General features: G+C 70.1%; 15 protein-coding genes and 1 tRNA gene. 7 read left to right on the top strand and 9 right to left on the bottom strand.

The annotated features are described in order from the left end of the window. Window positions 1-507: 507 nt before the first annotated feature. On the bottom strand, window positions 508-1,302 hold the full coding sequence (locus tag ACFQW8_RS14780) for a deoxyribonuclease IV (RefSeq protein WP_380088534.1): 795 nt from the start codon (window positions 1,300-1,302) through the stop codon (window positions 508-510). A 42-nt stretch (window positions 1,303-1,344) separates the two neighbouring features. Next, window positions 1,345-2,826, bottom strand: coding sequence for a flavin-containing monooxygenase (locus ACFQW8_RS14775; protein WP_380088533.1), 1,482 nt, complete (start codon window positions 2,824-2,826; stop codon window positions 1,345-1,347). A gap of 121 nt (window positions 2,827-2,947) precedes the next feature. On the opposite strand from ACFQW8_RS14775, the gene ACFQW8_RS14770 reads away from it, so the two are divergent. From ACFQW8_RS14770 to ACFQW8_RS14750, 5 genes are read left to right on the top strand one after another with little or no spacing between them, the layout of a single operon-like run. Then, entirely contained in the window at window positions 2,948-4,084 is a 1,137-nt protein-coding gene (locus ACFQW8_RS14770; protein WP_380088531.1) for a metallophosphoesterase, read from the top strand. 1 nt (window position 4,085) lies between these two features. Then, window positions 4,086-4,571 (top strand): hypothetical protein, encoded by a 486-nt coding sequence (locus ACFQW8_RS14765; RefSeq protein WP_380088529.1) that lies wholly within the window; start codon window positions 4,086-4,088, stop codon window positions 4,569-4,571. Further along, the gene (locus tag ACFQW8_RS14760; RefSeq protein WP_380088527.1) at window positions 4,568-5,167 is read left to right on the top strand and encodes a DNA-3-methyladenine glycosylase I; all 600 of its coding nucleotides are present in this window, start codon (window positions 4,568-4,570) and stop codon (window positions 5,165-5,167) included. Before ACFQW8_RS14765 ends, ACFQW8_RS14760 begins: the two co-directional genes overlap by 4 nt. Before the next feature lie 48 nt (window positions 5,168-5,215). Beyond that, a complete protein-coding gene (locus ACFQW8_RS14755; protein WP_380088526.1) occupies window positions 5,216-6,148 on the top strand; it encodes an SRPBCC family protein in 933 nt (310 codons plus the stop codon). Further along, window positions 6,145-7,329, top strand: a complete 1,185-nt coding sequence (locus ACFQW8_RS14750) for a zinc-dependent alcohol dehydrogenase (RefSeq protein ID WP_380088524.1) — start codon at window positions 6,145-6,147, stop codon at window positions 7,327-7,329. Before ACFQW8_RS14755 ends, ACFQW8_RS14750 begins: the two co-directional genes overlap by 4 nt. 73 nt (window positions 7,330-7,402) lie before the next feature. On the opposite strand, the gene ACFQW8_RS14745 is transcribed toward ACFQW8_RS14750, so the two are convergent. The 5 genes from ACFQW8_RS14745 to ACFQW8_RS14725 form a co-directional block, all read right to left on the bottom strand. Beyond that, window positions 7,403-7,475, bottom strand: a tRNA-Ala gene (locus tag ACFQW8_RS14745). 77 nt (window positions 7,476-7,552) lie between these two features. Next, complete coding sequence (locus tag ACFQW8_RS14740) at window positions 7,553-8,206, bottom strand: histidine phosphatase family protein (RefSeq protein ID WP_380088523.1); 654 nt, start codon at window positions 8,204-8,206, stop codon at window positions 7,553-7,555. A gap of 29 nt (window positions 8,207-8,235) precedes the next feature. After that, on the bottom strand, window positions 8,236-8,613 hold the full coding sequence (rsfS, locus tag ACFQW8_RS14735) for a ribosome silencing factor (protein WP_380088522.1): 378 nt from the start codon (window positions 8,611-8,613) through the stop codon (window positions 8,236-8,238). Continuing rightward, a complete protein-coding gene (gene nadD, locus ACFQW8_RS14730) occupies window positions 8,600-9,253 on the bottom strand; it encodes a nicotinate-nucleotide adenylyltransferase (RefSeq protein WP_380088682.1) in 654 nt (217 codons plus the stop codon). Before nadD ends, rsfS begins: the two co-directional genes overlap by 14 nt. After that, entirely contained in the window at window positions 9,250-9,489 is a 240-nt protein-coding gene (locus tag ACFQW8_RS14725) for a hypothetical protein (protein ID WP_380088520.1), read from the bottom strand. The genes nadD and ACFQW8_RS14725 overlap by 4 nt, the downstream gene beginning before the upstream one ends. A gap of 520 nt (window positions 9,490-10,009) precedes the next feature. On the opposite strand from ACFQW8_RS14725, the gene ACFQW8_RS14720 reads away from it, so the two are divergent. After that, a complete protein-coding gene (locus ACFQW8_RS14720) occupies window positions 10,010-11,005 on the top strand; it encodes a glycosyltransferase family 2 protein (protein WP_380088518.1) in 996 nt (331 codons plus the stop codon). Here the strand turns inward: ACFQW8_RS14720 and ACFQW8_RS14715 are convergent. Continuing rightward, window positions 10,952-11,566, bottom strand: coding sequence for a TetR/AcrR family transcriptional regulator (locus ACFQW8_RS14715; RefSeq protein WP_380088516.1), 615 nt, complete (start codon window positions 11,564-11,566; stop codon window positions 10,952-10,954). The two genes, ACFQW8_RS14720 and ACFQW8_RS14715, sit on opposite strands and share 54 nt — an antisense overlap. Window positions 11,567-11,649: 83 nt before the next feature. Here ACFQW8_RS14715 and ACFQW8_RS14710 point away from each other — a divergent pair, with 83 nt between their 5' ends. Further along, a complete protein-coding gene (locus ACFQW8_RS14710; protein WP_380088514.1) occupies window positions 11,650-12,375 on the top strand; it encodes a GAP family protein in 726 nt (241 codons plus the stop codon). A gap of 18 nt (window positions 12,376-12,393) precedes the next feature. On the opposite strand, the gene ACFQW8_RS14705 is transcribed toward ACFQW8_RS14710, so the two are convergent. Beyond that, window positions 12,394-13,656 carry a glutamate-5-semialdehyde dehydrogenase gene (locus tag ACFQW8_RS14705; protein ID WP_380088513.1) on the bottom strand — a complete coding sequence of 421 codons (1,263 nt, stop codon included), beginning with the start codon at window positions 13,654-13,656 and terminating at the stop codon, window positions 12,394-12,396. Window positions 13,657-13,769 lie beyond the last annotated feature (113 nt).

The following is a 13,769-nucleotide window of genomic DNA, read 5'->3' as shown; positions in this document are numbered from 1 at the left end:
AGGATCGGACGCACACCACCACCCAACCCACACACGGGGCCAGACAACAGGGCAACCTCACAAAACCTACCCACGGCCACACTTGGGCGTCAAATCCAGTCAACCGCTTACAAGCGGTTCGAACCTGATCACACCTGGGTCTTCGTGGGCTGTCCATCCTAGCAGCCTGCTGGCCACTTCCGAAACCTGTCGTCTCCGACGATCTCGGCTGGATGACGCTCCCAACCGTGGTCCCGAAGGGCTACGTGTTTCACGACGTTTCCATCGTGTCGAGCTGTTGGGGTCTGCCCCGGGACCGGCCTACGTCGTGCTTGGCACTGGGCCTCACACCGTGGTGTCCGTTCCTCCCTGTCGGGCTGACGTCGAGAACAGTAGATGACGTCTGGTCGAGAACACAAATCGGCTCCCCCGGAACAGACAGGGCCGGTGGGCGGCATACGGAAAACCGTTGCGGCACAGGCGAATGGGCCGGGCCTGCCGCCCGCCGGCGACAGAAGGAGGTCCTCGTCAGAGGCGCTCGCGCAGCCACGCGAAGTCAGCCTGGTGCTCCACGGCACCACCGGGCGTCTCGCAGATCACCGGGGCAGCTGCGGAGCGCACGACTCCCGCGAGGAGGTCGGCGTCAATCTGTCCAGCGCCGAAGTTGGCGTGGCGGTCGGCGCCAGAGTCGAAGGCATCGCGGCTGTCGTTGCAGTGGACGAGGTCGATGCGCCCGGTGATCGCGAGGACGTCATCCACGACGGTGTCGAGCTTGTTGCCGCCGGCGTGGGCGTGGCAGGTGTCGAGGCAGAAGCCGACCTGGTCGGACTGCGACGCGGAGCCGATCGCTTCCCAGACCCCAGCGATGCGCTCGAGGTAACGGGCCATGGCGTTGTCGCCACCGGCGGTGTTCTCGAGGAGGAGTGGCACCTTGAGGTCGGTCGCGTCGATGGCCTTGCGCCAGTTGTCGAAACCGACCGCCGGGTCATCGGTCTTGCCGACGTGCCCGCCGTGCACGATGAGGCCCTTGGCCCCGATGTCGGCCGCGGCGTCGACGTGCTGCTGCAGCAGCTTGCGCGACGGGATCCTGATCCGGTTGTTGGTCGTCGCGACGTTGATGACGTAGGGGGCGTGGACGTACAACGCCACTCCAGCCACCTCGGCATCCGCGCGCAGACCGGAGGCTCCTCCGGCATACCGGATCTCGGGTCCCTTGTATCCCTGCGGGTCACCGAGGAAGAACTGGACCAGCGTCGTGCCGCGCTCCGCGGCTTCGGCGAGCGGGTCGGTCTGGTCGACGTGGGCACCGATGGTGAGGCTCATGACCATCAGTCTAGGAACGACCGGTGTCAGTGACGCTCGATGTCAGCGTCCCACCCCGACCGGCGGTCGCACCATCAGCGGCTCGAACTCGAGGACCCCGTCATCGACCCGGCGCGACGACATGAGACGAAGGTCGTGGAAGTAGTTCTGACGCACGGTCCAGGGCTTCGTCGTGCCCTGCTTCGGGAAGAGGTGCCGGGAGCGCTCGAGGTAGCCCGACGTCAGTCCGAAGGGCGGGCTCCCGTCCTCGATCGGCTCGTCGAGCCGTGGCGTGGCGGTGGCCGCGCCCGTCGCCGCCATCCGGGCCAGGACTGCGCAGACGAACCGCGCCGTGAGGTCGGCACGCAACGTCCAGGAGTTGTTGGTGTAGCCGAGGCACACCGCGAGGTTGGGCACCCCACTGAACATCGCACCCTTGTAGAAGTAGCGCTCGCTCGGCGCGAAGCTCACACCGTCGAGGGTGAACGTGATGCCGCCGGCCACCTCGACCCGCAGGCCCGTCGCGGTGATGACCGCGTCCGCCTCGAGCTCCTCGCCACCCGCGAGCCGGATGCCGGTGCGGGTGAACGTCTCCACCGAGTCCGTGACGACGGAGGCCGCGCCGTCACGGATGGCCGCGAGGAAGTCGCCGCCCGGGACCACGCACATGCGCTGGTCCCACGGGTCGTAGGCCGGGGTGAAGTGCTCCCGCACGGTCTGCTCGCCGACGAAGCGCGCGTTGAGCCGCGCGATGCCCGTGCGGACCACGCCGGGGAAGCGCTTGCTCAGCTCGTAGAGGCCGACGTTCTGGACGACGTTCCTGGCGCGGATCGCGCGGTGCGCCGCCCGGAGCGGCAGGAGCCGACGCAGCCCGTTGCCCACGGCGTCGGTGTCCGGGAGTGGCAGGACATAGCCGGGACTGCGCTGGAGCATCGTCACGTGGGCCGCGCCCTGGTCCGCGAGCGCGGGCACGAGCGTCACCGCCGTGGCGCCAGAGCCGATGACGACGATGCGCTTGCCCGCCGGGTCGAACGCCTCGGGCCAGAACTGCGGGTGGATGATCGGGCCGTCGAACGTGGCCCGTCCTGGGAAGTCGACGACGTGACCCGTGTCGTAGGAGAAGTAGCCGGTGCAAACATGGAGGAACTGGGCGGTGTGCTCGATGAGCCCGTCGACCGTCTCGGACTTCACCGTCCAGCGACCGGTGCCCGAGGACCACGCGGCGGCGATGACGCGCTGGCCGTAGTGGATCCGGTCCTCGACGCCGAACTCGCGGGCGGTGTCGCGGATGTAGCTCCGGATCGACTCCCCTGACGCGAGGACGTCGGTCCCGGTCCACGGCCGGAACGGGTAGCTGAACGTGAACACGTCCGAGTCGGACCGGATCCCGGGATATCGGAAGAGGTCCCACGTCCCACCACTGGCCTCGCGCGACTCCAGGATCGCGAACGAGCGGTCGGGGGCGAGCTGCGCGAGCCGGCACGCGGCGCCCACACCGGAGAGACCAGCACCGACGACGAGGACGTCGACGTGGAGGCTCTTCATCGAGGGAACTCCCGGGGAGGCGGCGGGATGGAGCCACCATGAGACCACGAGGGGGCCGGTCGCGGCACCGTGAAAGCATGAGGCCTCCGTCACGACCACCGTCAAGCATGAGGACCCCTGCGTGCCCCTCTTCGCCCTCGTCGCTGCGACACTCGTCGGCCTGCTCACCTTCTGGTTGCACCGTCGGCTCGTCGTCGCGCCCGGTTGGCGGACGCGGTGGAGGTATGCCGGGACCGCCGTCCTCGTTGCCCTGACCGTTCTCTCCGTGGTCGCCATCGCGGGTGGGCTCCGGTGGGGCACCGCGGACGACACACGGCCGGTCGCCTGGGTCGGGTTGACCTGGCTCGTCGTCGCCCTCTATCTCATCCTCACCCTGGCGGCGGGTCAGGTGCTGGCCGTGCTCGCCTGGCTCCTCACACCGCGCGAGCGCCGTGCCACCGCGCTGCGCCGGTTCAACCGGATGGTCGCCCTCGTGGCACTGGCAGCGGCACTGGGCACGACGGCATACGGCGCAGTGGCGGCGGCCAACCCCACGATCACCCGGACGACCCACACGGCGACGGAGCTGCCGCAGGCGTTCGACGGCACGACCGTCGCACTCGTCACCGACCTCCACGCAGGCGTCGTCCACGGGGCCGACTTCGCCCAGGAGGTCGTCGACCGGGTCAACGCGGCCGCGCCCGACCTCATCGTCCTCTCCGGGGACGTCGTGGACGCACCCTTCGACCGGCACCGCGCCGAGATCGCCCCGCTGGCCGACCTCAAGGCCCCCCTCGGGGTCTTCGCGGTCACCGGCAACCACGAGATCTACACCGGCTCCACGGCCGAGTGGGTCGCCGAGTGGGAGCGCCTGGGCATCACCGTCCTCGCGAACGCCTCCGAGGTACTCACCCGCGACGGCGCAACCATCAGCATCGCCGGAGTGCACGACCACGAGGGCACGGGCGACTTCACTCCCGACCCCGAGCGGGCACTCGCGGGCACGTCCGACGCGTTCACCCTCTATGTGGCGCACCAACCGCGGATGGCCGAGGTCTCGCAGGATCTCGGTGTCGACCTGCAGCTGTCCGGTCACACGCACGGTGGCCAGGTCTGGCCCGGCGAGCTGGTCGTGCCCCTGCAACAGCCGATGGTCGAGGGCTTCGCGGTGGTCGACGGCGTCCCGGTGATCACGAGCCGGGGTGCCGGGACGTGGGGTCCGCCGGTGCGGGTGGCCGCGGCTCCCGAGATCCCGCTCATCACGTTGAGGCGGGGCTGAGATGCCGGCCGCGACCTCGCCGGGAGCACCGAGATACCGGTCCGTCGCCCGGCCCGGGAGGCCCTTGGTCGTCGTCGGTGCGCTCGTCGCCGCTGTCGGCGTGGTCGCCGGACTGCTCGTCGCGGCCCTCGGTGGCTGGTCCGTCGCGCTGGGCCTCGTCGTCATCCTCGTGCTCGTCGCCCTGGGTTGGCTCATCGCCCGTGGCACCGTGACGGTCAGCGTGACCGACCGGGACATCCATGTCGCCCACCCCCTCGCCTCCCGACGGATCCGGATGGAGGACGTCACCGACGTCGGTGCGGGAGACCACGTCAACGGCTTCGGCTACGGCTGGGGCGTGCGGTGGGAGGGCCGGGGCAAGTGGGCCTACCGCGTCGGTGGCCCGATGGCGACGGTCGTGCACCGTCGCGGTCGCCTCGGCGTCTCGCTCGAGGACCCGCACGAGTTCGTCGAGGCCGTCGTGGCCGCTCGCCAGGACATCACGTGAGCGAGATCGTCGTCGGTGACGACGGCCTGTCCCGTCCGGCGTGGGCGTCCGTGGACCCGATGCTGCGCGACTACTACGACACCGAGTGGGGTATGCCGGTGAGAGACGAGCGCGGTGTCTTCGAACGGCTCTCGCTCGAGGCGTTCCAGTCCGGGCTGTCATGGGCGACGATCCTGCGCAAGCGACCTGCGTTCCGCGAGGCGTTCGCGGGGTTCTCGCCCGAGGCCGTCGCCGGCTTCGGTGAGGACGACGTCGAGCGGCTCATGGGCGATGCCGGCATCGTCCGCAACCGGGCCAAGATCCTCGCGACGATCCAGAACGCCCGAGCCACGCTTGAGCTGCGCCTGGACCCCGAAGGTGACCTGGCGGCATACGTGTGGTCGTTCCAGCCCACGCAGACGCCGCGTCCCCGGACGTTCGCGGAGGTGCCGACGACCTCCGCCGAGTCGGCGGCCCTGTCGAAGGGGCTCAAGCGCAAGGGGTTTGCCTTCGTCGGGCCGACGACGATGTTTGCGCTCATGGAGGCGCTCGGCATCGTCGACACCCACCTCCTCGGCTCGCACCGTCGCGGGACCTCCGGGGTCTGGCCGGACTGAGCCGCTGCGTCCATGAATGGGATGCGTGCGCCGGGGTAAGACGCGCGTATGAAGAGCACGCAGAGTCCGGAACGCGGGATGGACCGACTGGTACGTGGCCTGGGCCTCGCCAGCGCAGGACTGGGGGTTCCGATGCTCTGGCGCCCGGACGGCGTGGCGCGCAGGGTCGGCGTCGACGACGCGGCCAGTGCACCCCTGGTGATCCGCGCGGTGGGGGCCCGCGAGCTGCTCCACGCCGGGCTGCTCCTCTTCGGCCCCCGCAGAGCGGTGTGGACACGGGTCGCCGGAGACGCCATGGACGTGGCCGTCCTGGGGCACGCCTGGAGCAGGCGCTCAGGCGAGCGACGATCCAGGCTCGCCGTCGCGACCGCTGCCGCCCTCGGCATCGCCGCCGTCGACGGGTATGCCGCCGTGCGCACGGCACGCTCCCAGCACGGCTCGGGCCGACCCGGACCGCTGAGGCTGCAGGCGTCCGTCACCGTCAACCGCACGCCCGAGGAGGTCCACGCGTTCTGGCGCGACCTCGGCAACCTGCCCTCGTTCATGGGGCACCTCAAGTCGGTCTCCGAGAGGAGTGACGGCACCAGCCACTGGGTGGCCAAGGGCCCCGCCGGCACCTCGGTGTCGTGGGACGCCGAGATCACCGGTGAGGAGGTCGGACGCCGGTTGGCCTGGAAGTCTCTCGAGGGCGCCGATGTCCACAACTCCGGGACGGTGCACTTCTCACCCGCCCCCGGAGACCGTGGCACCGAGGTCAAGGTCGTCCTGCACTACGACGTCCCCGGCGGGCCGCTCGGCCGCGCCGCCGCGAAGCTCCTCGGGGAGGAGCCGGAGCAGCAGGTGCGCGACGACCTACGCCGGTTCAAGCAGGTGATGGAGACGGGCGAGGTCGTCCGCTCCGACGGCCTGCCCCATGGCGCCGAAGCCAGGAAGCAGCTCGTGCAACGATCTGCGCGCGCCCTCAGGAAAGGACGACGATGAGAGCCCTCGTCTGGCAGGGACCCACCAAGGTGGCCGTCAAGGACGTCCCCGACCCGCAGCTGATGAACGACCGCGACGCCATCGTCAAGGTCACCTCCACCGCGATCTGCGGCTCCGACCTGCATCTCTACGACGGCTACGTCCCGACCGTCGAGCCCGGTGACATCTTCGGGCACGAGTTCATGGGCGAGGTGGTCGAGCTCGGCAAGGGTGTCTCGAGCAACGGGAACGGGCTGCAGGTGGGGGACCGCGTCGTCGTGCCCTTCCCCATCGCCTGCGGCGGCTGTCACTCGTGCCAACGCGGGCTGTCGTCGCTGTGCGAGAACTCCAACCCGAATGCCGGGGCGGCCGAGAAGGTCATGGGCCACTCCCCCGCAGGGATCTTCGGCTACTCCCACATGCTCGGCGGCTATGCCGGTGGCCAGGCCGAGTTCGTCCGGGTGCCCTTCGCCGACGTCGGGCCCCTCAAGATCGAGGACGACCTCACCGACGACCAGGTGCTGCTCCTCACCGACGTCCTGCCGACCGGGTGGATGGCGGCTGACATGTGCGACATCCAGTCGGGCGACGTCGTGGCGGTCTGGGGCGCCGGTCCGGTGGGCCTGATCGCCTGCCTCAGCGCCACCCTGATGGGTGCGGCCAAGGTCATCGTCATCGACCGCGTCCCGGAACGGCTGGCCATGGCCGAGAAGTTCGCCGGGGCCCTCCCGGTCAACTACGAGGAGACCTCGGTGCTCATGGAGCTTCGTGAGCTCACCGGTGGTCGCGGGCCCGACCGGGTGATCGACGCGGTCGGTATGGAGGCGCACACCGACCTGTCCGTCGTGCACGCCTACGACAAGGCCAAACAGCTCGCCAAGCTCTCCACCGAGCGGCCGCAGGCGCTGCGCGAGGCCATCCTGTCGGTCGCCAACGGTGGCACAGTCTCGATCGTCGGCGTCTACGGCGGCTTCGTCGACAAGTTCCCGCTCGGGTCGCTGATGAACAGGTCGGTGACGGTCCGGACCGGACAGGCCCATGTGCACCGCTACATCAAGGAGCTCCACGGGCGGGTGCGCAGCGGAGAGATCGACCCGACCTTCATGATCAGCCACCACCTGCCCCTCGAGGACGCGCCCAAGGGCTACGACATGTTCAAGCACAAGCGGGACAACTGCACCAAGGTCATCCTCAAGCCCTGACGAGGCGGGCCGAGCGACTCCCGGGACGAACGAAGAGGACCGGACGCTGAATGCGTCCGGTCCTCTTGCGTTGTGGAGCATAGGAGATTCGAACTCCTGACCTCTTCCATGCCATGGAAGCGCGCTACCAACTGCGCCAATGCCCCGAGCTGCCCGGGTGGGACGTCCCCCGAAGGCGACTGCGGAAGTTTACGACGCCCTTTGCTCCGCAACCAAATCGGGGTCAGGCAACCCCGGGGTGACGCGCCGGAGCGGTCTGCGCGGACTGGTTCCACGTCTGGATCCGCCAGCCGACGCGCCCTTCGACGAGCTCGGCCCAGTGGCAGTTGCCCAGTCCGCCGAGCGCGATCCACGAGGTGCGCTGGTCGATGCCGACGAGATCGGCCGCGAGCGCGCGACCGGCCACACCGTGGGTGGCGATGACCGCGCACTCCCCCGGGGCGAGCTCGTCGAGAAGGGCGTCGACCCCCGCGCGGCAGCGCACGGCGACGTCGGCGACCGACTCACCGTGGCCCCCACGCCTGAAGTCCTCACCCCGCAGCAGCCGGTCCATGTCCTCGGGGTAGCCCGCGCGGACCTCGTCCCCCGTGAGGCCCTGCCAGGCGCCTGCGTGGATCTCACGGAAGCGCTCGTCGGTCGAGAAGGGTATGCCGTCCACCCGGGCGACCGTCTCGCCCGTCACCGCCGCTCTGGACAGGTCGGACGCGACGACGCGCACCGGCGCGAAGGCCGCGAGCGCCTCGGCGGCGGCTTCGGCCTGGGCCAGACCGCGCTCGGACAGGGGTGAGTCCAGCTGCCCCTGCCAGACTCCGGCGGCGTTGTGAGACGTCTCGCCGTGCCGGAGCACGATGAGGCGGCTGGGTGCGTCGACTGCCATGGCTGCTGCGTTGGGGCCGGGAGTCACCCTCAGGCCTGCTGCTCCGTGCCCACGGCGCCGAGGTCGACCTCGGGGCAGTCCTTCCAGAGGCGCTCGAGCTCGTAGAACTCGCGCTCGTCGTCGTGCTGGACGTGGACGACGATGTCGCCGAAGTCGATGAGCACCCACCGACCGTCGCGCTGTCCCTCGCGGCGCACCGGCTTGGAGCCCATGGCGCGCAGGGAGTCCTCGATCTCGTCGACGACGGCGCCGACCTGGCGCTCGGACTCGGCCGAGGCGATGACGAAGATGTCGGTGATCGCGAGCTGTTCGCTCACGTCGATGCCGACGATGGTGGTGGCGAGCTTCTCCGCGGCCGCGTGGGCGGCGGCACGGGCAAGCTCGAGGGAACGGTCAGTGGCGGGCACGGGACTCCTTGGGTGCTGCGGACGGTGCGTCGGACGACGCATCCTGCGCCGCGGCATACAGATGGTGTTTGTTGATGTACTGGACGACGCCGTCCGGCACGAGGTACCAGACCGGCTCGCCGTCGGCGACCCGGTCCCGGCAGTCGGTGGAGCTGATGGCCATGGCCGGCACCTCCTGAAGGGTGACACGGTCCTGCGGAAGTCCGGACTCGGACAGCTCGTAGCCCGGACGAGTGACCCCGATGAAGTGCGCCAGCTCCCAGAGCTCGTCGATGTCCTTCCACGACAGGATCTGGGCGAGGGCGTCGGCGCCGGTGATGAAGAACAGCTCGTCGTCGGGGTGAAGCGCCCTGAGGTCACGCAGGGTGTCGATGGTGTAGGTCGGTCCCTCACGGTCGACGTCGACGCGGCTCACCTGGAAGCCGGGGTTCGACGCGGTCGCGACGACGGTCATGAGGTAGCGGTGCTCGGGCTCGCTGACCGTGCGCTCGGCCTTCTGCCACGGCTGACCCGTCGGCACGAAGATGACCTCGTCGAGCTCGAAGAGGGACTGCACCTCGGAGGCAGCCACGAGGTGGCCGTGGTGGATGGGATCGAAGGTCCCACCCATCACGCCCAGGCGGCGTCGGGGTGCGCTCAGTGCTCGCTCTGATCGTGCATCGTGCCGCCGTGCGCGTGCGCCTGCACCCGAGGGGTCGAGTGGTCGTTGTGCTCATCCTGCGCCGCGTGCTTCTTGGCGTTGCCGCGAAAGGCCCACGTGAGGGAGAGCAGCAGCGCAAAGACACCCAGCGCGACCACGGCGAAGGCCCAGGCGGGCATCGGGAGATCGTGCGAGGCGGCTTCCTCGGCAAAGACACGGGCGGCGTGCGACGTCATGGATGCCAGCCTACCGTCACAGTTGTCCACCGATACCGTCCACAGGGCTGTGCATGGGAGCGTGCGGACGGGCCCCATCCTGTGGACGACACGCGCGGGCCTCACCGCTGGGCGAGAAACTCGCCGATCATCTTGCGCCACAAGCGCTTTGACCGATAAACAAGGCCTCACGAACAACCGCCCTGGCCCTCGGGCACGGGTGGAAGTCGGGTCGAAGGAGAACGGATGTGCCACCGGCCCCGGTGAACCGGGGGCGGGTGGGGGGCAACCCACACCGCGAGCGACATCGCGGGGCGCGCCGCGGCCGACGGCCAGAGTCGAAGTTCGCCCCGGTCCAGCCGGGGCGACGCCACTGTCGTGTGGCCCCCTCGACGGGTCTGCCCGTCGAGAACGACCGGCTCACAGCAAAAGAGGGCTAGCCCCGTCGCTGAAGGCCCCCGAACTCATACGTCGGGGGCCTTCGGTGATTCCGGAGGGTCTGTCGGGGGCCGGTGCGGCCGCGCCCCCTACGCTGATCCCCATGCCTGCGCCTGTCCCTGACCTCACGCTGAGCATCGTCATCCCGATGTTCAACGAGGAAGCGGTCCTCCCCCTCCTCGTCGACAGGCTGCGCCCGCTCGCGGACGGGATGGGCGCGGCATACGAGGTCGTCGCCGTCGACGACGGGAGCACCGACGGCACCCCGGTGCTGCTCGAACGCCTGCGCCGGGAGTGGCCTCAGCTGCGCATCGTGCGACTGCGTGCGAACTCGGGGCACCAGGCCGCCATCTCCGCCGGGTTGCAACGCGCCCGCGGGAGCTACGTCGTCACCCTCGACGCCGACCTGCAGGACCCGCCCGAGGTCATCCCGCAGATGCTGAGCCTCGCCCGCACGGAGGGTGTCGACGTCGTCTATGGCGTGCGGGAGGACCGATCGACCGACACGGCCTTCAAGCGCGGCAGCGCCCGACTCTTCTACAAGGCGATGCGCCGGCTCGGCAACATCGACACCCCTGAGGACGCCGGCGACTACCGCCTCATGTCCCGGGCCACCGTCGACGCCGTCAACTCCCTCCCCGACCACAACCGGGTGCTGCGCTTCGTCGTGCCCGCCCTGGGCTTCCCGTCCGGCACGGTGGGCTACGCCCGCGAGGTCAGGGCCGCCGGGACGACGAAGTACCCGCTCGCGAAGATGGTCCGGCTCTCCGTCGACTCGGTGACCGGCTTCTCGCTCGCCCCCCTGCGGTTCGCGACGTGGCTCGGTCTGCTCGGTGGCGTCGCCGCGCTCGGCGTCCTTCTGTATGCCGTGTTCGCCCGCGTCCTCGGTCACGTCCTGCCCGGGTGGACCTCGACCGTGGTCATCGTGGCTGCCATGGGTGCCGTGCAGCTGCTCGCCCTCGGCATCCTCGGTGAGTACGTCGGGCGCATGTATGCCGCGATGCAGGGCCGGCCGACCTACTTCGTGGCCCACGACTCGCTCGACTCACCGGGCCCTCGAGCGGAGCACGTCGAGCCGGGCCCGCAGCAGGGCCCGTGACTTCTCGGGAGTGAGCTGCGCGGGGACGGTTGCCCCGAGGAAGCTCAGCCCGTCGACGAGGACCTGTAGCTCGTCCACCGCGGCCAGCAGCGGCGCCGGCACGACCCCCACCTCGACCGGGTGGTCCAGACCCATGACGTCGGCGACCGCGATGCCGCACAGGTGGCGCTCCCCGTGCCAGGTCTGCTCGGCCAGGCCGGGGCGACCGTCAGCGGTGCGGACCCTCGCCATGAACGCGAGATAGACGCGGACCTCGGCCAGTCGGTCCGCGTCGAGAGGCAGCATCTCCTCGAGGACTGCCTGGGCCCGCTCGATCCCGGGCTCGTGGGTGTCGAGCACCTCGGCGATCCGCATCGGGACGTCGGCGAACATCTGCGTGACGGCGAAGTCGAGCAGCTCGGTCTGGGTCGAGAAGTAGTAGCGCAACGCCCCCATGGACCAGCCGGACTCCGCCGCCACGGCACGGACGGTTGCTCCTCCGACGCCCGACCGGGCGACGACGCGGCGGACGGCGGAGCCGAGCTCGGTGCGGCGCTGCGCATGGTCGACGATCTTGGGCACTCGGTGATTTTCGCACAGTTGTGCCAGATCGTGGTTGACTGTGCCCTGTTCTGATGCAGCTGTGCGAAAAGAGGGAGTAGACCGTGGAGCTCACCGTGCTCGGTGGACTGGCCGTGCTCGCGCTCGTCGACAGCACGAGCTTCGGGACGCTCGGCGTGCCCGTCTGGATGCTCGTCCAGCCCACGGTCCGCCGGACCGCGGTGCTGACCTACCTCGCAGTCATCGCCGCCTTCTACTGGGTCCTCGGCCTGGTGCTGCTCATCGGCGCAGAGGCGCTGGGCGATGTGGCCGGCTCCCTCACGGACCTCACGACGTCCCGTGCTTTCATCATCGCTCAGCTGGTCGTCGGCGTGACCCTGTTCCTGGCGAGCTTCGGGTTCACGCGCAAGCGCGGTGACGCCCGCCGGGCACGACGCAGGGGACGCCCCACCCGGATGGAACGCCTGACCTCACGCGCGGTGGGCGAAGGAGCGTCCCTGCGGACCGTCACCACGGTCGCGGTCGTCGCCGGGGTCATCGAGGCCGCATCGATGCTGCCCTACCTCGGAGCCATCGGGCTGCTCACCACCGCAGGACTGGGGTTCGTCGGCAACGCGGGTCTGCTGGCGGCATACGTCGTCGTCATGATCGTGCCGGCGCTGATCCTGCTCGGCCTGCGCCTGGCGGTTCACGACAGGGTCACGCCGATGCTCCAGCGCGTGAACGCCTGGCTGCAGCGGAGCAAGGACGAGATGGTGGGGTGGGTCCTCGGCATCCTCGGCTTCCTCGTCGCCACGGACGCCTACCAGCGCCTGCAGTCGCTCGGCTGAGGTTGCGGACCTCCCCCGTCAGCGGATCTGGCCGTCGCCCTCGACGATCCACTTGGTCGTCGTCAGCTCGGGCAGCGCCATGGGCCCGCGGGCGTGAAGCTTCTGCGTCGAGATGCCGATCTCGGCCCCGAACCCGAACTCGCCTCCGTCGGTGAACCGCGTGGACGCGTTGACCATGACCGCTGCCGCGTCGATCTCGGTCGTGAACCGCCGGGCCGCCGCCCGGTCCTCGGTGACGATCGCCTCGGTGTGCCCGCTCGAGTGGGCCCGGATGTGGTCGAGCGCACCGTCGAGGTCGGGGACGACGGCGACCGCGATCTCGAGCGCGAGGTACTCGGTGTCCCAGTCCTCGTCCGTGGCCGGGACGTGGGGTATGCCGGCCGCCTCAGCCGCGCTTCCGGCCGCCGGATCGGTGTGCAGCACGACTCCGGCCCCGGACAGCTCGGCGAGCACCTTGGGAAGGAACTCCTGCGTCAGCGACGCGTGGACGAGCAGCGACTCGGCTGCGTTGCACACGCTCGGCCGGTGCGTCTTGGCGTTGAGGGTGATCGCGAGCGCCTTGTCGAGGTCGGCCGCCGCGTCGACGTAGACGTGGCAGTTGCCGACGCCGGTCTCGATGACGGGGACGGTCGACTCGGTGACGACGGTCTGGATGAGACCCGCTCCCCCGCGCGGGATGATGAGGTCGACCTGGCCCCGGGCGGTGAGCAGGGCGCGCACCGCGTCGCGGCCCCCGTCGAGAAGGCCGATGGCGTCGGCGGGCAGGCCCTGCGCCGTGAGCGCGTCGCGCATCACGGTCACGAGGGTCCGGTTGGTCGACTCGGCGGCGGACCCTCCCCGGAGGATGACGGCGTTGCCCGACTTGAGCCCGAGCGCTGCGGCGTCGACGGTGACGTTGGGCCGGGCCTCATAGATCATGCCGACGACGCCCATGGGCACCCGGACCTGGCGGATCTGCAGACCGTTGGCCAGCGTCGAGCCACGCACGACCTCGCCGACCGGGTCGGGCAGTGCGGCGATGTCGCGCACGGCGTCGGCGACGGCAGCCACCCGCTCCGGAGTCAGGGTGAGCCGGTCGACGAGCCCCTCGACCATGCCGCTGGCTCGACCACGCTCGATGTCCTGCGCATTGGCCGCAACGACGTCGGCGCTCGCCGCGTCGAGGGCATCGGCGATGGCCAGCAGCGCCGCGTCCTTGTCGGCCCTGCTGAGCAGGGCCAGTCGCCGCGAGGCGGTGCGAGCCTTGGCGGCGAGGTCGGCGACGGTGAGGACAGCGGACATGCGTCCAGCGTATGCCGGGTGCGCACGACCCCGGACGCGTTCTCGCTTCGTGGATCCTCGCTCGCTTCGTGGGAACTCCCCCGAAGCGGGAGGGAGACGGCGAAGCGAAGGTG

It is taken from the genome of Knoellia altitudinis (genome assembly GCF_042666355.1).
GTDB classification, from domain to species: Bacteria; Actinomycetota; Actinomycetes; order Actinomycetales; family Dermatophilaceae; genus Knoellia; species Knoellia altitudinis.
This window is presented reverse-complemented; position numbering and strand designations above follow the sequence as displayed.